This is a genomic window from Pseudomonas sp. OE 28.3, from assembly GCF_014268205.2.
Lineage (GTDB): Bacteria > Pseudomonadota > Gammaproteobacteria > Pseudomonadales > Pseudomonadaceae > Aquipseudomonas > Aquipseudomonas edaphica.
Map to the genome: position 1 here is coordinate 5,171,516 of NZ_CP077082.1, position 25,742 is coordinate 5,197,257.

Consider the following 25,742-nt stretch of genomic DNA (forward strand, 5'->3'; position numbering starts at 1 on the left):
GGAGGGTTACGCAGGGCCACGGATACGTGGCGATACGATTTACCCGATGCGAGGGATTATCCCGACTGAACGGTCGTTGGGCAACGCCTATGTGAACCCACCGCGCACTTTAGTTTCAGCGCGCCAACGAATGGCCGGGTATCAGTCAGAAATAATACGCAACAACTGCAGCCGTGCATCCGCTCAATGAGAACTCAAGCGAAGCGCGCGTATTCCAAATCTGTTTAAAAAACGACCAATCGCGACTGGACTGAATCGGATACTGATCAATACTTGAACTGTCGGCGTGACATCTCCCCCAAGTGACGCGTCGACCTGGGTACCGACGGACTGTGTACCCTTGTTTTACTCCTAATGGTCTTAGCCCGGATTCACCCCCCAGAACCCGGGTTTTTTTTGCCTGCGATTTGGTCGCCTCAACCGGCCACGTGCGCCAGCGGAAACAGACGCTTGAAGTTCTCGGTGGTCTGCTCGGCAAAGCGCTCAACGGATTCGCCGCGCAGCATCGCCAGGTAATCGGCTACATCACGCACGTATTCCGGCAGGTTTGGCTTGCCGCGATGGGGAATCGGCGCAAGATAAGGCGAATCCGTTTCCACCAGCAGGCGGTCGGCCGGCACCTGACGCGCCACGTCACGCAAGGCGTCGGCGTTGCGGAAGGTGACGATGCCCGACAGGGAGATATAGAAACCCAGGTCCAACGCGGCCTTGGCCATGTCCCAGTCTTCGGTAAAGCAATGCAGCACGCCGGCCTGGGGCAAGGCAGCTTCGCGCAACAGCGTGAGGGTGTCAGCGCGAGCGCCTCGGGTGTGGACGATCACGGGTTTGCCAGTCTGCCGGGCCGCTTGCAGGTGCAGGCGGAAGGAGGCTTGCTGCAGCTCGGCGGCTTCAGGCTCGTAGTGGTAATCCAGGCCGGTTTCGCCAATCGCCACCACGCGTGGGTGGTTGAGCTCGTTCAAGAGCCAATCCAGGGCCGGCGCTTCACCCGGCTTGAGGTCCAGCGGGTGGATACCGACCGAACAATCGACATCGGCATATCGATCAGCCAAGGCTTTGACGTCGGCGGCATTCTCCGCGCTCACGCCGATGCACAGGAAGTGCCCTACCCCACGCTGGCGTGCCGCTTCCAGGGCGGCGTCGAGGGAGCCGCCGTGTTGGGCGAGGTCGAGGCGATCAAGGTGGCAGTGGGAATCTACGAGCATAGGAAAGTACGACTTAATTCATGGAAAGTGTCTGGCCAACGATACACCCGTCGGCCACGGAAATTAACGCCGGCCGAGCAAGCCAACCCATTGCACCAGCAGTGCTTCGAGCAACAGCACGCGGTTGAGGTTGGCTTTGCCGAGGACTTTCTGGCGCTGGGCCAAAATCCAGTCCTGGATGTTCAGCACCTTGTCCTGCGCACTTTTTTGCGCCAGGTACTGCACCACTTTGCGCATGTCCGGCAGGCCGAGGCCATTTTCGTCCTGGGTTAACTGGTAGCGCAGGATCAGGCTCGACCAGTCACAGAACCAGTCGAACAGCAGCAGCAACGGGATATCCTTCCAGGCGCCTTCGGCCAGTTGCGTGGCGGACTGTTCCCGCTTGAGCAGCTTCTTGACGCCATCCACCACGAGTGCGCGTTGCTCACGCACGCCTTGGGCCTGCAGCTTAACCGCCGCCAAGGGTGAACCGGCAGCCAGGGTCAGCAACTCGACACGCTCGTCGGCAGAGCATTCCGGCAGCGCCTGCGCCAGCCATTGCAAACTCATGGCCTCGCTCGGCAGCGGGCAGGCCTGCTGCACGCAACGGCTGCGGATGGTTGGCAACAGGCGGCTGGACTGGTGGCTCACCAGCAGCAGCACAGTGTCGCCCGACGGTTCTTCCAGGCTCTTGAGCAAAGCGTTGGCGGCGTTGATGTTCATCGCCTCCACCGGTTCGATCAGTACTACTTTGCGCCCGCCCATTTGTGCGGTCTGCACCACAAAGCTGACAAGGTCACGCACCTGGTCGACCTTGATCGCCTTATCGGCCTCTTCAGGTTCGAGCAGGTAGTTGTCGGGGTGGCTACCGGCCTTGAGCAACAGACAGGATTTGCACTCGCCGCAGGCTTCCAAATTGATCGGTTGCTTGCACAGCAGGCTGGCCATCAGGCGCTCGGCCAGGGCGCGCTTGCCAATACCGATGGGGCCGTGCAGCAAATAGGCATGGGCATGCTGGGCGCGCCCGGCCAATTGCTGCCAGAGGCTGTCCTGCCACGGGTAGGCTTCAGCCACGGGCGCGCTCCAGAAGTTCGGGCAGCAGAGCATCGATGGCCTGCTGTACCTGCGCCAGTGGCTGGGCTGCGTCCAGTAAGGAGTAACGCGCAGGCTCAGCCTTGGCGCGCTGCAGGAACGCGCTACGGACCGCATTGAAGAATGTCGAACCTTCCAGCTCGAACCGATCCAAGCGCCCACGGGCACTGGCGCGAGCCATGCCGACTTCGATCGGCAGGTCGAACAGCAGGGTCAGGTCGGGGCGCAAGTCGCCTTGGACGAAAGCCTCCAGACTGGCGATGCGCTCAAGGGACAAGCCGCGCCCGCCGCCCTGGTAAGCATAAGTGGAGTCGGTAAAACGGTCGCAAATCACCACAGCACCCCGTGCCAGGGCCGGGCGAATCACTTCGGCCAAATGCTGGGCGCGGGCGGCAAACACCAACAGCAGCTCAGTGTCCGGGTTCATCTGTTCTTCACCCGTTGCCAGCAACACTTCACGAATGCGCTCGGCCAGCGGCGTACCGCCGGGCTCACGGGTCAACAGCACCTCGATGCCTTCAGCGCGCAAACGCTCGGCCAGGTAATCGCGGTTGGTGCTTTTGCCGGCGCCTTCCGGGCCTTCCAGGGTAATAAACAAGCCAGTCACAGGCAGTCCTTAGTCAGAGTCATTGCGGGCTTTGCGGCGCAGCGGCGTCCGGCGCTGGCTCGGCGGTTTTTTCAACCGGGGCGGCATCGGCCGGTGGTGTCGCGTCTTCCGGCGGTTTTACCGCCGGTGCCGGGCTGGAGCGATAATCGGCGCGGCGCTTGAGCTGGAACTCACGCACGGCGGCATTATGCGCATCCAGGTCATCGGAGAAAATATGGCTGCCATCGCCCCGGGCGACGAAGTACAGGCTGCTGCCGGCCACCGGGTTCAAGGCGGCATGGATCGCCTCGCGGCCGACCATGGCGATCGGCGTCGGCGGCAGGCCGGCAATCATGTAGGTGTTATAGGGGTTGGCTTCCTTGAGGTGCGCGCGGGTCAGCTTGCCGGTGTAGCGCTCGCCCAGGCCGTAGATCACCGTAGGGTCGGTCTGCAGCAGCATGCCGATTTTCAGGCGGCGCACGAACACCCCGGCGATCTGGCCGCGCTCTTGCGGCACACCGGTTTCCTTTTCTACCAGGGAGGCCATGATCAGCGCCTGGTAAGGGTCGGTATACGGTGCATCTGCGGCGCGTTGGCTCCATTCCTGGGCCAGTACATCATCCAGGCGGTTGTAGGCTTTTTTCAGGAATTCGACATCGGTCATGCCGCGCACGAAGCGGTAGGTGTCAGGAAAGAATCGCCCTTCGGGAAACACGCCAGGGTGGCCGAGCTTGTCCATCACTTCGTTGTCGCTCAGCCCCGACAGGGTCTGCACGATCTTTTCGTGTTTGGCCAGCGCTGAACGCACCTGGCGGAAGTTCCAGCCTTCCACCAATGTCAGGCTGTATTGCACCACTTCACCACGCTGCCACAAGCCGATCAGGCCTTCGGCAGTCAGGCCTGGGGTCATGCGGTATTCGCCGCTGTGCAGCGGCTGGCCTTCGAGGTTGAAGCGCCAGTACAGGCGCAACCAGAAGGCGCCATCCAGCACGCCTTCGGTTTCAAGGCGATTGAAGGTGCCCGTCGGGGTGGCCCCGGCGGGTACATCCAGCAATTGTTCCTGGGTCAGATTCAGGGGCTGCTTCAGCGCAGAGTCGAGCTTCCAGGCCGAGAAGCCCAGCAGCAAGCCTGCCGAGACCAGGCTGATCTGCAGCAGTAAAACCAGTTTTCGTATCAACTCAAATTTCCAATAGCGCGCGAACAATGCCCTGCAGTTTACGGGTGAGCGGCCCAACCGACCAGCTCATCCCGGCGCAACCACGTACGGGCCAAATGCCATAAACGCTGTTGCACACGAAAACTTCGTCGGCCTGTTGCAACTGGTCCATGCTGATGTCGGCCACGGCCACCGGGATGCCCAGGGTTTGCGCCTGGGCCAGAATCTCGGCACGCATGACGCCGGCAACCCCGCAACGATTCAGATCAGCGGTTAGTAACAAGCCATTGCGCACCAGGAACAGGTTGCTGAACACGCCTTCGATGACGCGGCCGGACATATCCAGCATCAAACCCTCGGCATGTTCGGCGTCCTGCCATTCGGCGCGGGCGATCACCTGTTCAAGACGATTAAGGTGCTTGAGACCGGCCAGCAACGGCTGCTCGGCCAAGCGAGTGGCGCACGCAAACAGGCGGATGCCATCGGTTGCATGGGCCAGAGGATAAGCAGCGGGCGGATTGCCCTGCAAGATACGGCGCACGGGGACGCCAGGGTTGATGCCATAGCCGCGCAGGCTGTCGCCACGGGTGAGGATCAATTTGAGTACACCATTGCCCAAGGCTGCAGCATAGGCCAGCACTTCGCTGCGGATCAGCGTGTGGTCCGCAACCAGGGCCAGGCGCCTGCAACCCGCCTCCAGGCGTTGCAGGTGGCGGTCGAGCAGCACCGGCTGCCCGGCCTTGACGGCGATGGTCTCGAACAGGCCATCGCCGTACGCCAGGCCACGATCTTTCAGGGGCACGTTGTCCGCTGGCTGACCGTCGACCCAGCTGTGCATCACTCGGCGAACCGGCGGAACACCAGGGAACCGTTGGTGCCACCGAAACCGAACGAGTTGGAGATCACCACATCGATCGGCATCGGTTGCGCTTCGTGAGGCACGAAGTTGAGGTCGCAGCCTTCGTCCGGCTCATCGAGGTTGATGGTCGGCGGAGCGACCTGATCCTTGATGGCCATGACGCTGAAGATCGCCTCGACCGCGCCCGCCGCACCCAACAGGTGGCCGGTCATGGACTTGGTGGAGCTGACCGCCAGCTTGTAGGCGTGCTCACCGAACACCGACTTGATGGCTTCGGCTTCCGCCAGGTCGCCAGTCGGGGTCGAAGTGCCGTGGGCATTGATGTACTGCACCTGGTTGGCGTTGACCTTCGCGTCGCGCAAAGCGTTGGTGATGCAACGCGCAGCACCGGCACCGTCGGACGGCGGCGAGGTCATGTGGTAGGCGTCACCGCTCATGCCGAAGCCAATCAACTCGGCGTAGATGGTGGCACCGCGCGCCTTGGCGTGTTCCAGCTCTTCGAGTACCAGCGCACCGGCACCGTCGGACAGTACGAAGCCATCACGGCCCTTGTCCCACGGACGGCTGGCGCGAGTCGGCTCGTCATTGCGCGTCGACAGCGCACGGGACGCGCCGAAGCCACCCATGCCGAGGCCGCAGGCAGCCATTTCGGCGCCACCGGCGATCATCACGTCGGCTTCGTCATAGGCAATGTTACGCGCCGCCATGCCGATGCAGTGCGTGCCGGTGGTGCACGCGGTGGCAATGGCGTAGTTAGGTCCCTGGGCACCCAAGTGGATGGACAGGAAACCGGAAATCATATTAATGATCGAGCCCGGCACGAAGAACGGTGAAATTCGACGGGGGCCGGAATCGTGCAGCGTGCGGCTGGTTTCTTCGATATTGGTCAAACCGCCAATACCCGAACCCATGGCCACGCCGATGCGCTCACGGTTGGCGTCGGTGACTTCCAGGCCGGCATTACGCACCGCCTGAAAACCGGCTGCCAGGCCGTATTGAATGAACAGGTCGAGCTTGCGGGATTCTTTGATCGAGAGATATTCCTCGACATTGAAGCCCTTTACCGAGCCGCCAAAACGGGTGGAATAGGCTGAAAGGTCCGTGTGTTCGATCAGACCGATACCACTGTGGCCAGCCAGAATGCCCTGCCAACTGCTCGGCACATCCGTACCCAGTGGCGACAACATACCCATACCGGTGACTACGACGCGTCTACGCGACACAGCACTCTCCTTTTTCTAATGACGACACTTTGCTTCGCAGCTTACTTTTCATCACCGCTTAAAGAAAAAACCGCACGCCGTTACAGCAGTGCGGTTTTTCCCTGACAGCAAGCGACGACTACAAACTATTACGCCTGGTGGGCAGTAACGTAGTCGATAGCAGCTTGAACAGTAGTGATTTTTTCAGCTTCTTCGTCCGGGATTTCGGTCTCGAATTCCTCTTCCAGAGCCATCACCAGCTCAACGGTGTCAAGGGAATCGGCACCCAGGTCTTCAACGAAGGAAGCGGAGTTGGTCACTTCTTCTTCTTTAACGCCCAGTTGCTCGGCAACGATTTTCTTGACGCGCTCTTCGATGGTGCTCATACCTTGTTTAACTCCTAATGGACAAATTCAGGCAGCTGGCCAGTGGGTAAGTGTATAGAAAGCCTTTTCAGCTTTTCAACTGAAAGCTTCACCCTCGTACCCGACCGACCACCTGCCTATAAATTAAGTTGCAGCTTTATAACGGATTTTAGACAGCTCGTATGACATTTTTTTGAAGCGATCCGTCACAATTTAACTCATGTACATCCCGCCGTTCACCGGGATTGTAGCCCCAGTCACGTATGCCGCACCGTCGGATGCCAGGAAAGTGACCACATTTGCGATCTCTTGAGCCTGGCCCAGACGGCCCAGCGGAATCTGGGTCAGCAAAGCTTCACGCTGAGCTTCCGGCAGTTCGCGGGTCATATCGGTGTCGATGAACCCTGGGGCCACCGAGTTGACCGTAATCGAACGCGAACCGACTTCACGGGCCAATGCACGGCTGAAACCTTCCAGACCGGCCTTGGCCGCGGCATAGTTTACTTGGCCTGCGTTGCCCATGGCACCCACTACGGAGCCAATATTGATAATTCGGCCCCAACGCGCCTTGGTCATGCCGCGCAAAACGCCCTTGGACAGGCGAAACAGACTGTTCAAGTTGGTATCGACCACGTCGTACCACTCGTCGTCTTTCATGCGCATCATCAGGTTGTCACGGGTGATACCGGCGTTGTTCACCAGAATAGCCGGTGCGCCGAACTGTGCAGTGATTTCAGCCAGCACAGCAGCAACAGACTCGTCGCTGGTCACATTCAGCTCAAGACCGGTGCCCTGTACGCCGTTTTCCTTCAAGGTGGCAGCAATACGCTCAGCGCCCGAAGCGGAAGTGGCGGTGCCGATCACAACGGCGCCTTGACGGCCCAGTTCCAGGGCGATCGCCTGGCCAATGCCACGGCTTGCGCCAGTAACCAGTGCAACTTTACCTTGCAGACTCATGCAGGCTTCTCCTAAAGGGTTTCAGGCCAGTGCCGCGCGCGCGGCAGCGAAGGCATCCGGGGTATTGAGGTTGGCAGTCGACACGCCATCGGCGCAGCGCTTGTTCAGGCCGGCCAGGACTTTGCCCGGGCCGCACTCGACCAACTCAGTGGCACCATTGGCAGCCAGGGTCTGTACCGACTCAACCCAGCGTACCGGCTTGTAAAGCTGCTCCAGCAGGTCGCGCTTGAGGGTGTCGAGGTCGGCGGCAACGGCCGCACTGACGTTCTGCACCAGCGGGATCTGCGGCGCTTGCCAATTGATGGCGGCGATGGACTCGGCAAAACGCTCGGCAGCCGGGCGCATCAGCTCGCAGTGGGACGGCACGCTCACCGGCAACGGCAAGGCGCGCTTGGCACCACGGGCCTTGCAGCCTTCAATGGCGCGCTCGACAGCGGCCTTGGCGCCAGCGATGACCACCTGGCCAGGGGAGTTGAAGTTCACCGCGCTGACCACTTCGCCCTGGGCCGCTTCGGCACAGGCTTCGATCACCACAGCGTCGTCCAGGCCGAGGATAGCGGCCATGCCGCCCTGCCCGGCCGGAACAGCTTCTTGCATCAGCTGACCACGACGCTCGACCAGCTTGACCGCTTCAGAGAGGGTCAGGCTGCCGGCGGCCACCAAGGCGCTGTACTCGCCCAGGCTGTGACCGGCGACGTAGGCCGGGCGCGCGCCGCCTTCGGCCAGCCACAAGCGCCACAGGGCGATCGAGGCGGTCAGGATCGCAGGCTGGGTTTTATCGGTTTGATTGAGTTGCTCTTCCGGCCCTTGCTGGGTCAGTGCCCACAGGTCGTAACCCAGGGCATCGGAAGCTTCCTTGAAAGTTTCCAGGATCAGTGGATGTTGCGCGCCCAGCTCGGCCAACATACCGAGGGACTGCGAACCCTGCCCTGGAAAGACGAATGCGAGGGATGTAGACATGTAACAAGCCCCTAATGATCTGGTCGTCAAAAATGCTCGCACCGAAGGTGGGCGCGAACGAAACTGACAGATTGGATGGTCAATTGAACTGGCCGGTCACATTTAAGCACTCCCGGGCCGATTCGCCTAAGGCAACAGATCCTCAAGACGCCCTTGCAAGCGTTGCGGCAGGTTTTCCTGGATCTCGATCAATGCCCGCGCAATCGCACTTTGAAAGCCCTGCACACCTGCAGAGCCGTGGCTTTTTACCACAATGCCCTGCAGCCCCAGAAAACTCGCGCCATTATGCCGTGCCGGTGCCAGGTCGGCCTGCAGGCGGCGCATCAACGGTAACGCCAGCGCGCCGACCATGCGTGAGGCCAGGTTCTGCTTGAACAAGGCCTCGATACGCGTGGCAATCATAGTCGCCAGGCCTTCGCTGGACTTAAGCAGGATATTGCCGACAAAACCGTCGCACACCACTACATCCGCCTCGCCTCGGTACAAGCCGTCACCTTCGACAAAACCGATGTAGTTCAAGCCCCGTGCGCCCTGCAACAAAGTCGCAGCCAGCTTGACCTGCTGATTACCCTTGATGTCCTCGGTGCCGATATTGAGTAACGCCACACGTGGCCGGACCACACCCAACGCCTCAGCGGCCACCGAGCCCATCACCGCGAACTGGAGCAGGTGCTCGGCACTGCAATCGACGTTTGCACCCAGGTCCAGCAGCTGGCAATAGCCTTTCTGCGTCGGAATCGCCGCCACCATCGCTGGCCGATCAATCCCCGGCAGCGTCTTGAGCACATGCCGCGACAACGCCATCAACGCCCCGGTATTGCCGGCACTGACACAGGCTTGCACCTTGCCATCACGCAACAACTCAAGGGCCACCCGCATTGAAGAGTCGGGCTTGCCACGCAAGGCCGCCGCGGGCTTTTCATCCATGCTGATGGTTTCGCTGGCCGCAGTAACTGTCAGGCGCGCGCGATCCACCGCCGGATGGCTGGCAATCAGTTCTTCAAGTAGGGAATGTTGACCGACGAGGGTCAGGTGCAGCGAGGGCGTAGCGGACAGGCTGGCAATGCAGGCCTGAACAATGCTGCGGGGACCGAAGTCCCCGCCCATTGCGTCAATCGCGATGACTTGAGCAGACAAGTGATTACTCGTCAGCGCCCTTGTCGATCACTTTACGGCCACGGTATACGCCTTCTGGCGATACGTGGTGACGCAGGTGAACTTCACCGGTGGTTTTTTCTACGGACAGAGTGCTTGCCGTCAGGGCATCGTGCGAACGACGCATGTCACGGGCAGAGCGGGATTTTTTGTTCTGCTGAACAGCCATAATTGATTAACTCCTAAACGTTTGGGTCACGCTTTAACTGCGCCAATACACTGAACGGGTTGGACCGCGTTACCTCGTCCTCGCTCGGCTCGGCCTCGTCATCAAGGCCCTCCGGCTGCTGGCATTCTTCCGGATGATGAGCAGGCACAATGGGCAAGGCGAGCAAAAGCTCCTCCTCGATCAGTGCATGCAGATCCAAAGGATCTTCGCCCAGTTCCAGCACGTCATAACCTTTCGGCAACGACTGGGTATTCGCACCCTCTTTCACCACAGCATAACTGCATTCGCTGTGGATCGGCAGGGTGACCAGCTCAAGACAACGCTGGCAAACCATTTTGACTTCGGTGTCGATAAAGCTGTGGATTACCACAGACTTACGTTCATCTCGTTCAAAAACGAATTTAGCCTGCACCGTACCGACACTGTCGGAAAGCGGGTCGCAGAGTCTCTCCAAATCGGCCAGCAGCACTTCACCTTGAAGGGTGGTGCCACGATCAGCCAATTTGCGCGGGTCAACGTGAGGTGGAATCGGGTCATTCAACATAGGCGCAGCATTATAGGGATGCACCCAGCCATGTCAAAGGAAATTCAGCCCTGTGCGTCAGCTGGTCGCCCCGCTAGAATCGGCGGCTGCCTCGAGGAGACACCCATGCTGCCTTTATTACTCGCTTCCAGCTCGGTTTATCGCCGGGAATTGCTGGCCCGCCTGCACCTACCGTTCATCTGCAGCTCGCCGGATATCGACGAAAGCCATCGCGCAAATGAATCGGCCATTGAGCTGGTCAAGCGCCTGGCGCAAGAGAAAGCCCGCGCCCTCGCCGCCAGTCATCCAGGGCACCTGATTATCGGCTCGGATCAGGTGGCCGCGCTCGATGGCCGCATTATCGGCAAACCTCATACCTTTGAAAACGCCCGCGAGCAATTGCTGGCAGCCAGCGGCAAACGCGTGAGTTTTTTAACTGGCCTGGCGCTGCTCAACAGTGAGACGGGCCACTGCCAGGTAGATTGCGTGCCGTTTACCGTGCAGATGCGCGAACTGGATGTAGAACGCATCGAGCGTTATTTGCGTGTGGAACAGCCTTATGACTGCGCAGGCAGCTTCAAGGCCGAAGGGCTGGGTGTGAGCCTGTTTCAGAGTACCGAAGGGCCGGACGCGACCAGCCTGATCGGCCTGCCACTGATTCGACTGGTGGACATGCTCCTGGCTGAAGGCGTGCAAATCCCCTAGGCCCACCCCAAAACCACTGTGGGAGCTGGCTTGCCTGCGATAGCGGTGGGCCAGTCACTTTCAATGTCGACTGACCCGGCGCTATCGCGGGCAAGCCCGCTCCCACATTTTGAACTACCACAAAGCTGATATTTCAGCGCAGCGTCGGGCCCTGGAAGCCCATGTAGTAGGCCAGCTTCTGCGCCACACTGGCGCCGAGTTTCTTGGAGAAGCGATCAAACGGCGATTCCTGAACAGTGAAGTCCACCAGCTCCTTCTCACCAATCACATCGCGCGCCACCGAACTGGCACTGCCCAAGCCATCGATCAAACCCAATGGCAACGCTTGCTCACCGGACCACACCAGGCCGGAGAACAGCTCCGGATGGTCTTTGTCTTTCAGACGATCGCCGCGCCCCTGCTTCACGCTGGCAATGAACTGACGATGGGTGGTGTCGAGCACGCCCTGCCAGAACTGGGTTTCATCGGCCTTTTGTGGCTGGAACGGATCCAGGAAAGACTTGTGCTCACCCGAGGTGTAGGTGCGACGCTCCACCCCCAACTTCTCCATGGTGCCGACAAAGCCGTAACCGGCCGCTGTCACACCAATGGAACCGACGAGGCTGGCCTTGTCGGCATAGATCTGGTCAGCGGCGCTAGCGATGTAATAGGCACCCGAGGCGCCCAGGTCGGAAATCACCGCGTACAGCTTGATATCCGGGTGCAGCCCGCGCAGGCGGCGAATCTCGTCATACACATAGCCAGACTGCACAGGGCTGCCGCCTGGGCTGTTGATGCGCAGGATCACGCCCTTGACCTTGGGATCTTCGAAGGCTGCACGCAGGCCGCCGACGATATTATCGGCGCTGGCGGACTCCTTATCGGCAATCACCCCGTTCACGTCGATTAAGGCGGTGTAGTTGTTGCCACGGGTGGCGCTTTTTTCCATGTCCATCAGCGGGCTGAACAACGCCAGCATGGCGATAAGCCAGATAAACGTCAGCAGCTTAAAGAAAATCCCCCAACGCCGTGCACGGCGCTGCTCCTGAACACTGGCCAGCAGGGTCTTCTCCAACAACTTCCAGCTTTTATCATCACCGCTTTCGGCCTTTTCGGGCGCTTTCCACTCGTCACTCATGCCATTAACCCCAGCAAAGACTTATCAGGCCCGGCTGAGCCAGGCTTGCAGTTCAGAAAAATGATCAATCGTCAGCCTGGGCTCGTATGCCTGCAAGGCTTCGGCTGCCTGAGCACCGTAGCTGACCGCCACGCTGTCCATGCCAGCATTGCGTGCCATCATCAGGTCGAAGGAAGCGTCACCCACCATCAACGCCTGACGCGGCGCTACGCCGCAATGCGCCAGGATCTGCTCCAGCATCAGAGGGTGAGGTTTGCTGGCGGTTTCATCCGCTGCACGGGTGATACTGAAATAATCTTCAAACCCGTGGGCCTTGAGCACCCGATCCAACCCGCGACGGGCCTTGCCGGTGGCCACGGCCAAGTGATAACCCTCGGCGCGAAACGCTTCCAGGGATTGCCTTACGCCGTCAAACAGCGGCGAAGGCGTGGCCTCCAGCGCGATGTAGTGATCAGCGTAATGATCACGAAAGGTCACCAGTTGCGCATCGCTGATCCGGGGGTACAAGGTACGGATCGCCTCGGGCAGGCCCAGGCCGATAATGCCTTTTACCGCCAGATCAGTGCATAACTCGAAACCCGAACGGGTCGACGCCGCGTGCATTGAGTCGACGATGCGCCCAATGGAATTGCACAGCGTGCCGTCCCAATCAAAAATCAGCAGCTTGTAGTCAGGGTGCGACACTCAAACGCTCCACGGTCTTGGCCCACATCTCATCGACCGGCGCCTGCAACTTCAGCTCGCCGCCATCGGGCAGCGGCACGGTGAGCATGTAGGCGTGCAGGAACAGGCGCTTGCCGCCCAGGTCACGAATTTCCCTGGAGAAATCCTCATCGCCGTACTTGGTGTCACCGGCGATGCAGTGGCCCGCGTGCAGGGTGTGCACGCGAATCTGGTGGGTACGCCCGGTCACCGGCTTGGCCTCGACCATAGTGGCGAAGTCACCGAAGCGGCGCAGCACCTTGAACAGGGTCAGGGCTTCTTTGCCCTCCTCGTCCACTTCGACCATGCGCTCGCCGGAGCGCAGGTTGCTCTTCTGCAGCGGCGCACGCACGCTCTTGATGGAGCTGGCCCAGTTACCACGCACCAATGCCATGTAGCGCTTGTCCACGCCATCGCCACGCAAGGCGGTGTGCAGGTGACGCAACATGCTGCGTTTTTTGGCGATCATCAGCAGGCCGGAGGTGTCGCGGTCCAGGCGGTGGACCAGTTCCAGCTCCTTGGCATCGGGTCGCAACTGACGAAAGGCTTCGATCACCCCGAACGTCAGGCCACTGCCGCCGTGAACCGCAATGCCGCAAGGCTTGTTGATCACGATCAGCTTGTTGTCTTCGAAGACAATCGACGCTTCCAGGCGCTGCAACAGGCCCTGGGCCAATGGCACCGGCTCGTCACGCTCAGGCACGCGCACCGGCGGCACACGGACGATATCGCCCGCCTGCAGCTTGTACTCGGGCTTGATCCGGCCTTTGTTCACGCGCACTTCACCTTTACGCAAGATGCGGTAAATCAAGGTCTTGGGCACGCCTTTGAGCCTGGCCAGGAGAAAATTGTCGATGCGTTGGCCGGCATATTCCGGCGAGACCTCGAGCAGCTGGACGCTGGGGGTCTGGGGGGCGGTAGTCGTCATGGCGGCGATGATAACAATTTTTTATGGAATTGAAGCACTTAATCATTGCTGCTATAGTCGCGAACGCCGCCAAAAGCGGCCTGGACAGAGGACTTGCGGCAAACTGCCGGCCCTGACCATCGCAATTCATCAGGACGCGAGGCCGTCCTACGGGGCTTTTGCCACCCTGGAAGGCTCAGGATTGTAACAAGCGCAGGTGACATGAGGCCTGAAGCGAGTGCAGAAAGCAGAGTGAATACTCGCGTTCTGCGCCGATATTTACGGCCAGTTCACAAAGTGCAGTCAGTCTTGAGCCAGACCACGGCGAATGCTTCGGAAACAACGCCTGTTAAGAGCTGAGTGAGAGCGCAGTCGCCCACACCTAGTCTTGTTTAGCCATGAGCGTGGACTCCCCATTGGAGTACACGGTAAATGCCAACCCGCTGCGGATTCTGCGCGCGGCAGCACCCGAATTATCAGGGATACGTGTAGGGTGGAGATGCACAACCGTCGGACCGTGTAGCATTAGGCTTATAAGACGCTTCATCTCGTCCACAGTCGCCGGTTGATTCCTCCTCCTGACCTTAGCTTTTGTTGAAGTGGTGCCTTTGTCACCACCGCTAACAAGCAGGACGCGTCCGTCGCGATACCGGCCCAATTGGCTCGTTATTGCTGGACACTGGAGTGGCCAACCACTCTTGACGCACCTGACACCGACCGTGAGAAGTCGTGTGTGCCGAACGCCGTTTCCGGCAGCCCGGAAACCGACGGTACAACATGAAAAGAATGCTGATTAACGCAACTCAACCCGAAGAGTTGCGTGTTGCACTGGTAGATGGCCAACGCCTCTATGACCTGGACATCGAATCCGGTGCACGCGAGCAAAAGAAGGCCAACATCTATAAAGGCCGTATTACTCGCATCGAACCAAGCCTTGAGGCTGCCTTTGTCGATTTCGGCTCCGAGCGCCACGGCTTCCTGCCCCTCAAAGAAATCTCCCGCGAATACTTCAAGAAAGCCCCCGAAGGCCGCGTGAACATCAAGGACGTCCTGAGCGAAGGCCAGGAAGTCATCGTTCAGGTCGAAAAAGAAGAACGTGGCAACAAGGGCGCTGCCCTGACCACCTTCATCTCCCTGGCCGGCCGTTACCTGGTGCTGATGCCGAACAACCCACGTGCCGGCGGCATTTCCCGTCGCATCGAAGGCGAAGAACGCAACGAACTGCGTGAAGCGCTGAACGGCTTGATTGCTCCTGCCGACATGGGCCTGATCGTGCGCACTGCAGGCCTGGGCCGCAGCAGCGAAGAAATGCAGTGGGACCTCGACTACCTGCTGCAACTCTGGACCGCCATCAAAGAAGCCTCCCTGGATCGTTCCGCGCCGTTCCTGATCTATCAGGAAAGCAACGTGATCATCCGCGCCATCCGCGATTACCTGCGCCAGGACATCGGCGAAGTGCTGATCGACAGCGTTGAAGCCCAGGACGAAGCCCTGACCTTCATTCGCCAGGTGATGCCGCAGTACGCCAGCAAGATCAAGCTGTACGAAGACAGCGTTCCGCTGTTCAACCGTTTCCAGATCGAAAGCCAGATCGAGACCGCCTTCCAGCGCGTGGTCGAACTGCCTTCCGGCGGCTCCATCGTGATCGACCCGACCGAAGCCCTGGTGTCCATCGACATCAACTCGGCGCGCGCCACCAAAGGCAGCGACATCGAAGAAACCGCCCTGCAGACCAACCTGGAAGCGGCTGAAGAAATCGCCCGCCAGTTGCGCCTGCGTGACATCGGCGGCCTGATCGTGATCGACTTCATCGACATGACCCCAGCCAAGAACCAGCGCGCCGTGGAAGAAAAAGTCCGCGAATGCCTGGAAGCTGACCGTGCCCGCGTACAGGTCGGCCGTATCTCGCGCTTCGGCCTGCTGGAAATGTCCCGTCAGCGCCTGCGTCCCTCCCTGGGCGAGAGCAGCGGCATCGTCTGCCCGCGTTGCAACGGCACCGGCATCATCCGTGACGTTGAATCGCTGTCGCTGGCGATCCTGCGCCTGATCGAAGAAGAAGCCCTGAAAGACCGCACCGCCGAAGTTCGCGCGCAAGTGCCGATCCCGGTGGCCGCTTTCCTGCTTAACGAAAAACGCAACTCGATCACCAAGATCGAACTGCGCACCCGTGCCCGCATCGTCATCCTGCCGAACGATCACCTCGAGACGCCGCACTTCGAAGTGCAACGCCTGCGTGATGACAGCCCGGAAGCCCACAGCGGCCAGTCCAGCTACGAAATCGCTGCTGCCGCTGCCGAAGTGGAAGAAGTCCAGCCAGCCGCCGCGACCCGCACCCTGGTTCGCCAGGAAGCGGCCGTTAAGACCGCACCGGCACGTGCCAACGCTCCGGTACCGACCGAAGTGGCTGCACCGGTTGCCGCGCCGGCCGCCATGCCTGAGCCAAGCCTGTTCAAAGGCCTGGTGAAGTCACTGGTCAGCCTGTTCGCCAGTAAAGAAGAGCCTGCTGCGCCGGTTGTGGTTGAAAAACCGGCCACCGAGCGCCCGGCCCGCAACGAAGAACGTCGCAACGGCCGTCAACAGAGCCGTAACCGCAACGGTCGCCGTGACGAAGAGCGCAAGCCCCGCGAAGAACGTGCACCGCGTGAAGAACGCGCACCACGTGAAGAGCGTGCACCTCGCGAAGCCCGTGAAGAGACCCCGACTGTAGCCCGTGAAGAACGTGCACCGCGCGAAGAGCGCGCGCCACGTACTCCACGCGCCCCACGTGAAGACCGCAAGCCACGTGGCGAGCGTGAAGAACGTGTGCGTGAACTGCGCGAGCCGCTGGACGCCGCACCAGCGGTAGCTGCCGTCGCTGCCGAAGCTGCCAGCGAAGAACGCCCGGCTCGCCAGCCGCGTGAAGAACGCGCCCCACGTGAAGAGCGCCAGCCGCGCCCACCGCGTGAAGAGCGTCAACCACGTGCCGAGCAAGCCGCTGCCACCAGCGAAGAAGAAGTGCTGACCGGTGAAGAGCAACTGCAGGAAGACGGTCAGGACAACGCCGAAGGCGATCGTCCACGCCGCCGCTCCCGTGGCCAGCGTCGCCGCAGCAACCGCCGTGAGCGTCAGCGTGATGCCAACGGCAATGTGATCGAAGGCTCGGAAGAGACCGGCGAGAACGGCGAAGCTGCAACCGCAGAACCGACGGGCGCCGAACTGGCTGCCGGCCTGGCTGTGACCGCCGCAGTTGCCAGCACCGTGATCAGCGCACCGGCTGAAGCCCAGGCGCATGAGCAAGCTGAACGCGCTACCGCTGCTGTTGAAGAAACAGCGGCTGTAGAGGCGCCGGTTGCCGAGACCCCAGTGGTTGAAGCGCCGGTTGTTGAAGCGCCAGTCGTCGAAGCCACCGCCCCGATCGAAGCCCCAGTGGTTCCGGAAGTGGAAGTTGCCTCGCCAGTGCGCGACGCTCAACCAGAAGTCGAAGTGGCTGCTGTCGAGCCTGCACCGGTAGTCGAGCCTCAGCCAGTGGTTGAAGCCGTCGTTGACGCGCCGGTTGTCGAGGAAGCCGCCCCGGCAGTGCGTGAAGTTCGCGAAGAACAGACCGCTTTCCAGTGGACTGCCGAGCCAGCTGCACCGGTTGAAGCGCCAGCACCTGCCCCTGCAGTGGAAGAAGCGCCTGCACCGGTTGCCGAAGTGGTTGCCGAGCCCGCCCCAGTGGTTGAGCCTGCACCCGTGGTTGAAGCGCCAGTGGTTGCCGAAGTCGCAGCGCCCGTGGTTGAAGCCGCGCCTGCCAGCGCCCTGACCGAAAACGGCCGTGCGCCGAACGACCCACGTGAAGTGCGTCGTCGCCGCAAGGAAGCTGAAGCCGCCGCTGCTGCAGCCGCTGCCGCACCGGCTGCCGAAGTGATCGAGGCTCCAGCCCCGGTTGAGCACAAGGCCTTGGAAACAGAGCACGAGCCTAAACCCCTCGTCTGATTCCATCCGCTACTAAAAAGCCCCGCCTGAGTGATCAGGTGGGGCTTTTTTATGGGCGTTCAACTTTTGCCTTGTGGAGATCAAAGGTGGGAGCTGGCTTGCCTGCGATAGCATCACCGCAGCGTGTCTGACACACCGAGGTGCCTGCATCGCGGGCAAGCCCGCTCCCACAGTTAGTCCGCGCTGAAACTCAATGCTTGCGGCAGGTCCACATCCCACAGCACACCGGGATCTTCCACTCGCACCTCCTGCACACTCGCCTGGGCAAATAACGGCTTTGCGCCACGATCACCGCTCAATGCCATCATTCGCGGCCCAAGCGCCCGGCCAAAAGCCACCGGATGCCCGTATTTACCCGCCTGCACCGGCACACTGATGCCATCGTCCTGGACCGCATCAACCACCCGCTCAATGGTCGACGGCTGAATAAACGGCATATCCCCCAACACCACCAACCAGCCATCGGCCTCACCACTGGCTGCGACAGCCGCCGCGATGCTGTCACCCATACCGGCCGATTCGAGCAGCAAGACTTCACAGCCATACGCCTTGGCCAAGCGAATAACGGCCAGGCGGTCCGGCGAAGTGACCAGCCAACGCCTTACAACGCGCCCTGGCAAACTCATCAACACCTGCTCAATCACTGGCCGCGTTACGCCGTCAAGCCCGATGCAATCAGCCAGCAGCTTGTCTTGATCAGCTCCGGCCGCAGCGCGAAAGCGACTGCCCTGCCCCGCCGCCAGCACAATCGCCGTCACCATTACTCAGCCTCCACTGGCAACGGTTTCTTCTGCATCGGTGCCACGCCATTCTTGATCGCGACAATTTCCGCCATCAATGACAGAGCAATTTCGGCCGGCGTATGACTACCGATATGCAGACCGATCGGCCCATGCAGACGCGCGATCGCCTCCGCCGACAACCCCAGCGCCGCCAGCGTTTCCCGGCGCTTCTGCGTATTGACCCGCGAACCGAGGGCGCCAATGTAGAACGCCGATGAGTTCAGCGCCGTCAGCAGCGCCATATCGTCCAATCGAGGGTCGTGCGTCAGGCAGACGATGGCCGTGCGCTCATCCGTCTGGATATTCAGCACCGCCTCATCCGGCATGCCGGGCACAAAGCGGCCATGCTGCTCTTCCCAGCCGTAGACGAATTCTTCGCGCGGGTCGCAGATCAGCACTTCGAAATCCAGCAGGCGCGCCATTTCAGCCACGTAGCGCGACAGCTGCCCGGCGCCGATCAGCAGCAAACGCCAACGCGGGCCGTAGATAGCCCGCAGGCGCTCGCCATCAAAGGTCACGACGTCGGTCTTGGCCGCGCCGCTCAAGGTCACCGTGCCACTGCTCAGGTCCAGTTCACGCGCGACGATCTGATGGTCTTCGCAGCGCGCCAGCAGCTGCGAGACCCAGCCAAATTCATCCACGCGTTCCTCAGTCAGGCGCAACGTGCCGCCGCACGGCAGGCCGAAACGCGCCGCCTCATCGCGGGTGACTCCGTAGGTCACCAACTGCACCGGCGGGCCATCCTCCGGCAAGCGGCCATCCTGCAAGCGCGCGATCAAGTCGTCCTCGATGCAACCACCCGACACGGAGCCGATCACCACGCCATCGCCACGCAAGGCCAACATCGCCCCCGGCGGGCGTGGGGCGCTGCCCCAGGTCTGGACCACGCTGTACAAAACTACTCGGTGCCCGGCACGGCGCCATTCGAGCACGCTGCGCAGGACATTCAGATCCACACTGTCCATCAGGTCTCCTACGGCGAATGAAGTATTCACTTACTGTAAAGCAAGCAAAACCCAAAGCGCCACGCCAGAAACGCAAACGCCCCGAACCAGTCGGGGCGTTTGCAGGCTTTGGGTGTTGTTCACACCTTGGGCAATTTTTTACTTGATAGCAGGAGCAGGGCCTTCAGCCACGCCCAGGTCATCTTCCGGGCGGGTGTCGGAGATACCGGTGCCGCCGGACGCCAGCTCGCTGTGCAGCTTGTCGGTGTCCAGCTCTTTAACCCACTTAGCCACAACGATGGTGGCAACGGCGTTACCGACCAGATTGGTCAGTGCGCGGGCTTCGGACATGAAGCGGTCGATACCCAGGATCAGCGCCAGGCCGGCAACCGGCAGGTGGCCTACGGCCGACAGGGTAGCAGCCAGCACGATGAAGCCCGAACCAGTCACGCCTGCAGCGCCTTTGGAGGACAGCAGCAGCACCAGCAGCAAGGTGATCTGGTGGGTGATGTCCATGTGGGTGTCAGTCGCCTGGGCGATGAACACGGCAGCCATGGTCAGGTAGATCGACGTACCGTCGAGGTTGAAGGAGTAGCCGGTCGGGATCACCAGGCCTACTACGGATTTCTTCGCGCCCAGACGCTCCATCTTGATCAGCATGCGTGGCAGTGCGGATTCGGAGGAGGAAGTACCCAGAACGATCAGAAGCTCTTCACGGATGTAGCGAACCAGCTTCAACACGCTGAAACCGTGCGCACGGCAGATGGCGCCCAGCACCACGACCACGAACAGGATGCAGGTGATGTAGAAGCAGATCATCAGTTGGCCCAACTGCACCAGGGAACCTACGCCGTAGGCACCGATGGTGAACGCCATGGCGCCCAGGGCACCGATTGGCGCGAGCTTCATGATCATGTTGATGATGTTGAACATCACGTGGGCGAAGCGATCGATAAAGTCCAGCACCGGCTTGCCGTAGGCACCCAGGCGATGCAGGGCAAAACCAAAGATCACCGAGAACATCAGCACTTGCAGGATGTCGCCGTTGGCGAAGGCACCGACGATGGTGTTCGGGATCACATTGAGGATAAAGCCAACCACGCTCTGGTCTGCACCAGCGGTCACGTAGGCCGCGACTTTAGAGGCGTCCAGGGTCGCCACGTCGATGTGCATGCCGGCGCCCGGTTGCACAACGTTAACGACGATCAGGCCAATCAGCAGGGCAATGGTGGAAACAACTTCGAAGTACAGCAGCGCGTAGCCGCCGGTTTTGCCCACCGATTTCATGCTTTGCATGCCAGCGATGCCGCTGACAACGGTGCAGAAGATGATCGGGGCAATGACCATTTTGATCAGCTTGATAAAGCCGTCACCCAGTGGCTTGAGGGCCACACCGGTCTGCGGGTAGAAGTGACCGAGCAAAATACCGATAACGATTGCGACGATCACCTGGAAATACAGGGATTTGTAGATTGGCTGACGAGTCGTCATTGCAAAGTTCCTCAATCGCACCGTGTGACAAAGATCCGCCATTGCCCACGACACTTGAATTGCGAACCCTCCTGCACTGGAGGGATTTGTTGTTTGCGAGGTCTGTAGGAATAAACCTGCGCTGTAATCCTTATCGCAAACGCCGTGCCACTTTGCTCAAACTGTCTGAAGGCCTTTAGACATCAGGGCCGAGGTCCATGGCCACGCCATCGACGCCGTCGGTGAGGTGGCGGAATTCCGCCCACTCATCCCCTCTCGTCCTACAATTTGGCGGATATCCGCCTTGTCGCCCCACCCGGTGATGGCTAACATCCGCCACTCCATGGACGAGGCCCTCACATGCGTGAACGTACCATCGCCAGTCACTATGCCCGCGCCGCCCTGGGCGGTGCGCGCCGCGCGGGTTACGACTATTCGGGCCTGCTGCTGCAAGTGGGCATCACCCCGGAACTGCTGAGCGAACCCCGCGCCCGCATCGCCCCCGAGCAATTTACCCGGCTGTTGCAAATGCTGTGGCTGGGGCTGGACGACGAATACCTGGGGTTTGCCGAAGGCCCGAGCAAGCGCGGCACCTTCGCCATGATGTGCCACGCGCTGATTCACTGCCGCACCCTGGAGAAGGCTCTGGAACGCGGCTTATTATTTTATAGCCTATTCCCGCAGGGTCCGCGCTGGCAGCTGACCAGAGAAGGCGATTTGGCCCGCTTGAGCCTGGACGATTCGCAGCTGTGGGACCCGGACCACTTTCTCAGCGAGTGCCTGCTGGTGATCTGGCATCGCCTGGGCAGTTGGCTGATCGGCCAGCGCATCCGGCTACAGCAAGCCACGTTCAGCTATCCGATGCCGGCCCATGCGGGCGAATATGACCTGCTGTTCCCCTGCCCTCAGGTATTTGGCGCGCCGAACAGCAGCCTGGTGTTTCCCGCCCGTTACCTGAGCCTGCCGTTGTTGCAGGACGAGCGCACCCTCAAGCACTTTCTCGAGCGCTCGCCCGCTGACCTGTTGTCGCGACCGGATGAGGGCGACAGTTTAAGCAGCCAGCTGCGCCGCTTGCTCAGCCGCGACCGCACGCCCTGGCCGGACCTGGAGGCCGTCGCCCAGCACCTGCACATCAGCCCGCAAACCCTGCGCCGGCATTTGCGTGAGGAAGGCACCAGTTTTCAGGCGCTCAAGGATGAGTTGCGGCGGGACATCGCCATTTACCACTTGGGGCGGGCGGATTTGTCGTTACAGGAAATTGCCGAGCAGTTGGGGTTTTCTGAGCCGTCGGCGTTTCATCGGGCGTTCAAGAAGTGGACCGGATTGACGCCGGGGGCTTACCGGGCACAGGAGAGTTAGAGGTGCAGTGCTTGGGCGGGCCTCATCGCGGGCAAGCCCGGCTCCCACCTTTGATCGAGTTCACACAATCAAAAAGGTGAGAGCTGGCTTGCCTGCGATCTACGCAACTTTTAAAAGCAGTCACTTTCTCCTGTGGCGAGCAGGCTTGCCCTGCGTTGGGCTGCGAAGCGGCCCCAGTAAAAACACTGCAATTTTCCTGAAAAAACTCAGCGTCTGGATTTGGGTCTGCTTCGCAGCCCAACGCAGGCGGTGCGACGATTCGACAAGCCTGCTCGCCACAACAGCCCACCTGCCACAGACTTCGTGTTAACCGGTTGTGCAGGTACCTATGCTGCGATGAGGCCGGCACGGCCTATAAAGATCACGCCGCCGGAAAGTGAATCTTGAACGCCGCGCCACCCAAAGGCGAATCCCCAAGGGTCAACCGCGCGCTGTAGCTTTCAATGATGTCCTTGACCACCGCCAGGCCAATGCCCTGCCCCGGATGCTGGCGGTCCAGCCGCTCGCCCCTTTGCAGAATCCGCGCACGCTGATCGGGCGGTACGCCAGGGCCGTCATCTTCGATGCACAGCTCAGTGCCTTCAAGGTTCTCCGTCAGGCTGATGCGCACTTCACTCAGGCACAGGCGATAGGCGTTTTCCAGCAGGTTGCCAAGCATTTCCAGCAAGGCGCCCTTCTCGATCGGCACATCGCACTCGGGCGGCAATTCAAAGGTCACGGTCACGCGCTTGTCGCGGTAAACCTTGTCCAACGTGTCGCACAGGCTTTGCAACACCGGTTCCAGGCGCACCTGGTGCCGCACCAGGCCACTTTTACGCAGGCTGGCGCGCTGCAATTGGTAGCCGATCTGCTGGCTCATGCGTTCGATCTGCGATTGCAGCACCCAGGCCTGGCCGCGTTCTTCCGGGCGCTGGGCCATGTCTTCGCTCACGCCCTGCAACACCGCCAGCGGGGTTTTCAGGCTGTGGGCCAGGTCGTCGAGGGAATCGCGGTAGCGCGCCCGTTGCTCGCGTTCGCTGTGGAGCAAACGGTTGAGCGAGCCGGTCAGGCGCAACAGTTCGCGAGGGTGTTCCTCGGTGAGGCTTTCGCGGGTGCCGCCTTCGATCTGGTCTAGCTCCTGGCTCAAGCGCCGCAAGGCTTGCAGGCCCCAGGTCAGGCCCAGCCACAACAGCGTCAACAATACGAGCAAGGCCGCGCCGAAGCCCAGGTAGAGGTTTTCCTGCAGGCCTTCGAGGGTCAGTTGGTATTCACGCACCGGTTGCAGCGCCACGATACTGAACGCCGCGCTCTTGCCGCCCAGCAACTTGACCTCGACGTCGTACACGAAAAACTCCTGGCCATTGGCTTCGCGAATCCGCGCAAATTCATTACCGCGCCCGTCGTAGCGCGGCTTGTAGTTGATGTTTTCTTCCTGGGTCGCCCGCGAGCGCCACACCAGATGCCCCTCACGGTCGTAGATGTAACCGAGCAGGCGACTGTCAGTGAGGTTGAAGCGTTCGTCCGGCAACTGCGCAGGCATCAGCAGGCGGTTGTTTTCGACCCGCGCGGCGGAAATCAGCGTGGTGACATCCGAGGCCAGGCGCTGCTCGATGGAATCCTGCAGCGCCAGGCTGAACGCGCCTTGCATGGCGGGCAACAAGCCCAGCATAAACAGCACGGCCAGGGTGGTGGCCGCGAGCATCAAGCGCACACGTAGCGAGCGAATCAACGGCAGCGCTCATTGAACAGGTAGCCCAGGCCACGCACGGTGTCGATCGGTTTGAACCCGGCCGGGCCTTCCAGCTTGCGGCGCAGGCGACCCACCAACACTTCGATCACGTTCGGATCCCGCTCGTCGTCATCAGGGTAGAGCTGTTCCATCAAGCGGTCTTTGGCGACCACCTGCTGATGGTGACGCATCAGGTATTCGAGAATCCGGTACTCGTAGGCCGTCAGCGCCAACGGTTGCTCATCCAGCGACGCCTGCTTGCGATTGAGGTCGAGCAGCAAAGGCCCGGCGACGATGGTCGACTGGGTGAACCCGCTGGAGCGGCGCAGCAAGGCGTTCATGCGCGCCTCCAGTTCTTCGAACTGGAACGGCTTGACCACGTAATCGTCGGCACCGGCAGCCAGGCCTTCGACCTTGTCTTGCCAGTTGCCGCGCGCGGTGAGGATCAGGATCGGGAAAGTCTTGGCCTGGCTGCGCAGTTGGCGGATCAGGTCCAGGCCGCCCATGCCGGGCAGGCCCAGGTCGATAATCGCCAGGTCATGGTTGAATTGGCCGGTCTGGTAAAGGGCTTCCTCGGCATTGGCCACGGCTTCGACCACGTGGCCGCTGTCGGTCAGGCGGGTGAACAGGTGATGACGCAGCAGCGCCTCATCTTCCACGACCAGCAATTTCATAAGGCTCTCCAAGGCGATTCAACTGTCCGACAGGGGGATATCATAGCGGCCCTGCAAGTCTTGCGGGCGCAGTTTAATGCCATTGTATTGGCCCGTCAGGTGTTCGTAGCCGGTGCGGTAGGCCGGTTGCGGCGTGGTCATGCCCAAAGACTGGCCCCACGGCGCCGCCTGGCCAGCCACCTCTTCGAAGCTCACACGCTGGATCAGGTTGCTGGATTTCCTGGTTTTCTCGCTGCCGAAAGCGGCAAACGCACCGTCCGAAGCCTGAACCCCGGCAGTGGCGCCGAGCATGCTCAAGGCCAGAATCAGCTTTTTGATCGCAGTCATGGGGCTTACCTCTACGCGTTTTGGCTGTTGAAGCCAGACTACGCAGGCGCCCCTGAACTCCCCCTGAACGGGCTCTGAACCAGGCCTGAACCGTTACGGACTATCCACCGGCGCGCCAACTGACGCAAAATACCGCGCATGACGCCTCTACCCGCTTGTTGCACCCCGCTCGATGCCCATTGGCCACTGCCCATCCCTCTGCCGGGCACGGTGTTCTTGAGCACGCGATTCGACCCGGCCTTGTTGCTCGCCGATGACTTCCAGCGCAGCGCCGTGCCGCCTCCGGCCAGCATCCAGCGCTCGGTGGCCAAACGCCAGGCGGAGTTCCTTGCCGGTCGCCTGTGCGCACGGGCGGCGTTGCAACAGCTTGATCAGCTCGATTGCGTACCGGCCATCGGTGACGACCGTGCGCCGGTATGGCCTGGGCATATCAGCGGTTCCATTACCCACAGCACCGGGCACGCGGCGGCCATTGTCGGGCACAAGGCGCGATGGCGCGGTTTGGGGATGGACCTTGAAAATCTACTGTCACTGGAGCGAGCCGAACGTTTGGCTGGAGAGATTCTGACCGCCGACGAATTGCAGCGCATGTCACTGGGGCCGCGCGAGCAGAATGCCCTGCTGGTGACGCTGACGTTTTCGGTCAAGGAGAGCCTGTTCAAAGCGCTGTATCCGATTGTGCACAAGCGTTTCTACTTTGAGCACGCCGAGGTGCTTGAGTGGTCGCAGGCAGGCCATGTGCGGTTGCGGTTGCTGACGGAGCTGTCTGCTGAGTGGTGTTATGGCACTGAGTTGGAGGGGCAGTTTGCGGTGGAGGGGGAGCAGTTGTTGAGTCTGGTGGCTGTCGGCGCCTGATAGATCGCTATCGCGGGCAAGCCCGGCTCCCAC

25 protein-coding genes are annotated in these 25,742 nt (G+C 60.9%); 4 read left to right on the plus strand and 21 right to left on the minus strand.

Features of this window, described 5'->3' with window-relative positions; translation table 11 throughout:
* Window positions 1–416: 416 nt before the first annotated feature.
* From HU759_RS23120 to HU759_RS23175, 12 genes are all read right to left on the minus strand, one after another.
* Window positions 417–1,202, minus strand: coding sequence for a TatD family hydrolase (locus HU759_RS23120; protein ID WP_138449119.1), 786 nt, complete (start codon window positions 1,200–1,202; stop codon window positions 417–419).
* A gap of 63 nt (window positions 1,203–1,265) precedes the next feature.
* Window positions 1,266–2,255 carry a DNA polymerase III subunit delta' gene (locus tag HU759_RS23125; protein ID WP_186617516.1) on the minus strand — a complete coding sequence of 330 codons (990 nt, stop codon included), beginning with the start codon at window positions 2,253–2,255 and terminating at the stop codon, window positions 1,266–1,268.
* Window positions 2,248–2,880 carry a dTMP kinase gene (gene tmk, locus HU759_RS23130; RefSeq protein WP_017138363.1) on the minus strand — a complete coding sequence of 211 codons (633 nt, stop codon included), beginning with the start codon at window positions 2,878–2,880 and terminating at the stop codon, window positions 2,248–2,250. The genes HU759_RS23125 and tmk overlap by 8 nt, the downstream gene beginning before the upstream one ends.
* A 19-nt stretch (window positions 2,881–2,899) precedes the next feature.
* A complete protein-coding gene (gene mltG / locus HU759_RS23135; protein ID WP_099548163.1) occupies window positions 2,900–4,036 on the minus strand; it encodes an endolytic transglycosylase MltG in 1,137 nt (378 codons plus the stop codon).
* 1 nt (window position 4,037) lies between these two features.
* Window positions 4,038–4,853 carry an aminodeoxychorismate lyase gene (gene pabC / locus HU759_RS23140; protein WP_186617515.1) on the minus strand — a complete coding sequence of 272 codons (816 nt, stop codon included), beginning with the start codon at window positions 4,851–4,853 and terminating at the stop codon, window positions 4,038–4,040.
* Entirely contained in the window at window positions 4,853–6,097 is a 1,245-nt protein-coding gene (gene fabF, locus HU759_RS23145) for a beta-ketoacyl-ACP synthase II (protein WP_017138365.1), read from the minus strand. The genes pabC and fabF overlap by 1 nt, the downstream gene beginning before the upstream one ends.
* A gap of 128 nt (window positions 6,098–6,225) precedes the next feature.
* Window positions 6,226–6,462: an acyl carrier protein gene (gene acpP, locus HU759_RS23150; RefSeq protein WP_016973676.1), complete on the minus strand. Its 237-nt coding sequence runs from the start codon at window positions 6,460–6,462 to the stop codon at window positions 6,226–6,228.
* Between the two features lie 192 nt (window positions 6,463–6,654).
* The gene (gene fabG / locus HU759_RS23155) at window positions 6,655–7,398 is read right to left on the minus strand and encodes a 3-oxoacyl-ACP reductase FabG (RefSeq protein WP_015885432.1); all 744 of its coding nucleotides are present in this window, start codon (window positions 7,396–7,398) and stop codon (window positions 6,655–6,657) included.
* Between the two features lie 21 nt (window positions 7,399–7,419).
* Complete coding sequence (fabD, locus tag HU759_RS23160) at window positions 7,420–8,358, minus strand: ACP S-malonyltransferase (RefSeq protein WP_099548165.1); 939 nt, start codon at window positions 8,356–8,358, stop codon at window positions 7,420–7,422.
* Between the two features lie 126 nt (window positions 8,359–8,484).
* A complete protein-coding gene (gene plsX / locus HU759_RS23165; RefSeq protein ID WP_186617514.1) occupies window positions 8,485–9,495 on the minus strand; it encodes a phosphate acyltransferase PlsX in 1,011 nt (336 codons plus the stop codon).
* A gap of 4 nt (window positions 9,496–9,499) precedes the next feature.
* The gene (gene rpmF, locus HU759_RS23170; protein ID WP_004371305.1) at window positions 9,500–9,682 is read right to left on the minus strand and encodes a 50S ribosomal protein L32; all 183 of its coding nucleotides are present in this window, start codon (window positions 9,680–9,682) and stop codon (window positions 9,500–9,502) included.
* 13 nt (window positions 9,683–9,695) lie between these two features.
* On the minus strand, window positions 9,696–10,226 hold the full coding sequence (locus HU759_RS23175; RefSeq protein ID WP_186617513.1) for a YceD family protein: 531 nt from the start codon (window positions 10,224–10,226) through the stop codon (window positions 9,696–9,698).
* A 105-nt stretch (window positions 10,227–10,331) separates the two neighbouring features.
* On the opposite strand from HU759_RS23175, the gene HU759_RS23180 reads away from it, so the two are divergent.
* A complete protein-coding gene (locus HU759_RS23180; RefSeq protein ID WP_017138368.1) occupies window positions 10,332–10,910 on the plus strand; it encodes a nucleoside triphosphate pyrophosphatase in 579 nt (192 codons plus the stop codon).
* Window positions 10,911–11,043: 133 nt separating this feature from the next.
* On the opposite strand, the gene HU759_RS23185 is transcribed toward HU759_RS23180, so the two are convergent.
* From HU759_RS23185 to rluC, 3 genes are read right to left on the minus strand one after another with little or no spacing between them, the layout of a single operon-like run.
* Window positions 11,044–12,027: a S49 family peptidase gene (locus tag HU759_RS23185; protein WP_017138369.1), complete on the minus strand. Its 984-nt coding sequence runs from the start codon at window positions 12,025–12,027 to the stop codon at window positions 11,044–11,046.
* A gap of 24 nt (window positions 12,028–12,051) precedes the next feature.
* Window positions 12,052–12,711: an HAD-IA family hydrolase gene (locus HU759_RS23190; protein WP_017138370.1), complete on the minus strand. Its 660-nt coding sequence runs from the start codon at window positions 12,709–12,711 to the stop codon at window positions 12,052–12,054.
* Window positions 12,698–13,657 (minus strand): 23S rRNA pseudouridine(955/2504/2580) synthase RluC, encoded by a 960-nt coding sequence (gene rluC, locus HU759_RS23195; RefSeq protein WP_056861649.1) that lies wholly within the window; start codon window positions 13,655–13,657, stop codon window positions 12,698–12,700. The genes HU759_RS23190 and rluC overlap by 14 nt, the downstream gene beginning before the upstream one ends.
* Before the next feature lie 756 nt (window positions 13,658–14,413).
* Here rluC and rne point away from each other — a divergent pair.
* On the plus strand, window positions 14,414–17,590 hold the full coding sequence (rne, locus tag HU759_RS23200; RefSeq protein ID WP_186617512.1) for a ribonuclease E: 3,177 nt from the start codon (window positions 14,414–14,416) through the stop codon (window positions 17,588–17,590).
* Between the two features lie 173 nt (window positions 17,591–17,763).
* On the opposite strand, the gene HU759_RS23205 is transcribed toward rne, so the two are convergent.
* From HU759_RS23205 to HU759_RS23215, 3 genes are all read right to left on the minus strand, one after another.
* A complete protein-coding gene (locus tag HU759_RS23205) occupies window positions 17,764–18,351 on the minus strand; it encodes a nucleotidyltransferase family protein (protein ID WP_186617511.1) in 588 nt (195 codons plus the stop codon).
* Window positions 18,351–19,337: an XdhC family protein gene (locus HU759_RS23210; protein WP_017138373.1), complete on the minus strand. Its 987-nt coding sequence runs from the start codon at window positions 19,335–19,337 to the stop codon at window positions 18,351–18,353. Before HU759_RS23210 ends, HU759_RS23205 begins: the two co-directional genes overlap by 1 nt.
* Window positions 19,338–19,475: 138 nt before the next feature.
* Window positions 19,476–20,807, minus strand: a complete 1,332-nt coding sequence (locus HU759_RS23215) for a dicarboxylate/amino acid:cation symporter (RefSeq protein WP_017138374.1) — start codon at window positions 20,805–20,807, stop codon at window positions 19,476–19,478.
* A gap of 339 nt (window positions 20,808–21,146) precedes the next feature.
* On the opposite strand from HU759_RS23215, the gene HU759_RS23220 reads away from it, so the two are divergent.
* Window positions 21,147–22,145: an AraC family transcriptional regulator gene (locus tag HU759_RS23220; RefSeq protein ID WP_017138375.1), complete on the plus strand. Its 999-nt coding sequence runs from the start codon at window positions 21,147–21,149 to the stop codon at window positions 22,143–22,145.
* A gap of 361 nt (window positions 22,146–22,506) precedes the next feature.
* On the opposite strand, the gene HU759_RS23225 is transcribed toward HU759_RS23220, so the two are convergent.
* From HU759_RS23225 to HU759_RS23235, 3 genes are read right to left on the minus strand one after another with little or no spacing between them, the layout of a single operon-like run.
* The gene (locus HU759_RS23225) at window positions 22,507–23,853 is read right to left on the minus strand and encodes an ATP-binding protein (RefSeq protein ID WP_058420767.1); all 1,347 of its coding nucleotides are present in this window, start codon (window positions 23,851–23,853) and stop codon (window positions 22,507–22,509) included.
* Window positions 23,850–24,527: a response regulator gene (locus HU759_RS23230; protein ID WP_017138377.1), complete on the minus strand. Its 678-nt coding sequence runs from the start codon at window positions 24,525–24,527 to the stop codon at window positions 23,850–23,852. Before HU759_RS23230 ends, HU759_RS23225 begins: the two co-directional genes overlap by 4 nt.
* A gap of 18 nt (window positions 24,528–24,545) precedes the next feature.
* Window positions 24,546–24,854 (minus strand): hypothetical protein, encoded by a 309-nt coding sequence (locus tag HU759_RS23235; protein ID WP_017138378.1) that lies wholly within the window; start codon window positions 24,852–24,854, stop codon window positions 24,546–24,548.
* A 138-nt stretch (window positions 24,855–24,992) separates the two neighbouring features.
* Here HU759_RS23235 and HU759_RS23240 point away from each other — a divergent pair, with 138 nt between their 5' ends.
* Window positions 24,993–25,709 (plus strand): 4'-phosphopantetheinyl transferase superfamily protein, encoded by a 717-nt coding sequence (locus tag HU759_RS23240; protein WP_186617509.1) that lies wholly within the window; start codon window positions 24,993–24,995, stop codon window positions 25,707–25,709.
* Window positions 25,710–25,742: the final 33 nt, after the last annotated feature.

Bases quoted from the DNA above. Each gene is read 5' to 3' on its own strand.
- HU759_RS23220 (WP_017138375.1), top strand. From the start codon at position 21,147: ATGCGTGAACGTACCATCGCCAGTCACTATGCCCGCGCCGCCCTGGGC.
- fabG (WP_015885432.1), bottom strand. From the start codon at position 7,398: ATGAGTCTGCAAGGTAAAGTTGCACTGGTTACTGGCGCAAGCCGTGGC.
- HU759_RS23185 (WP_017138369.1), bottom strand. From the start codon at position 12,027: ATGAGTGACGAGTGGAAAGCGCCCGAAAAGGCCGAAAGCGGTGATGAT.
- fabD (WP_099548165.1), bottom strand. From the start codon at position 8,358: ATGTCTACATCCCTCGCATTCGTCTTTCCAGGGCAGGGTTCGCAGTCC.
- HU759_RS23120 (WP_138449119.1), bottom strand. From the start codon at position 1,202: ATGCTCGTAGATTCCCACTGCCACCTTGATCGCCTCGACCTCGCCCAA.
- rluC (WP_056861649.1), bottom strand. From the start codon at position 13,657: ATGACGACTACCGCCCCCCAGACCCCCAGCGTCCAGCTGCTCGAGGTC.
- HU759_RS23175 (WP_186617513.1), bottom strand. From the start codon at position 10,226: ATGTTGAATGACCCGATTCCACCTCACGTTGACCCGCGCAAATTGGCT.
- HU759_RS23230 (WP_017138377.1), bottom strand. From the start codon at position 24,527: ATGAAATTGCTGGTCGTGGAAGATGAGGCGCTGCTGCGTCATCACCTG.
- HU759_RS23205 (WP_186617511.1), bottom strand. From the start codon at position 18,351: ATGGTGACGGCGATTGTGCTGGCGGCGGGGCAGGGCAGTCGCTTTCGC.
- rne (WP_186617512.1), top strand. From the start codon at position 14,414: ATGAAAAGAATGCTGATTAACGCAACTCAACCCGAAGAGTTGCGTGTT.
- HU759_RS23215 (WP_017138374.1), bottom strand. From the start codon at position 20,807: ATGACGACTCGTCAGCCAATCTACAAATCCCTGTATTTCCAGGTGATC.
- HU759_RS23240 (WP_186617509.1), top strand. From the start codon at position 24,993: ATGACGCCTCTACCCGCTTGTTGCACCCCGCTCGATGCCCATTGGCCA.
- HU759_RS23180 (WP_017138368.1), top strand. From the start codon at position 10,332: ATGCTGCCTTTATTACTCGCTTCCAGCTCGGTTTATCGCCGGGAATTG.
- acpP (WP_016973676.1), bottom strand. From the start codon at position 6,462: ATGAGCACCATCGAAGAGCGCGTCAAGAAAATCGTTGCCGAGCAACTG.
- HU759_RS23235 (WP_017138378.1), bottom strand. From the start codon at position 24,854: ATGACTGCGATCAAAAAGCTGATTCTGGCCTTGAGCATGCTCGGCGCC.
- pabC (WP_186617515.1), bottom strand. From the start codon at position 4,853: ATGCACAGCTGGGTCGACGGTCAGCCAGCGGACAACGTGCCCCTGAAA.
- rpmF (WP_004371305.1), bottom strand. From the start codon at position 9,682: ATGGCTGTTCAGCAGAACAAAAAATCCCGCTCTGCCCGTGACATGCGT.
- HU759_RS23210 (WP_017138373.1), bottom strand. From the start codon at position 19,337: ATGGACAGTGTGGATCTGAATGTCCTGCGCAGCGTGCTCGAATGGCGC.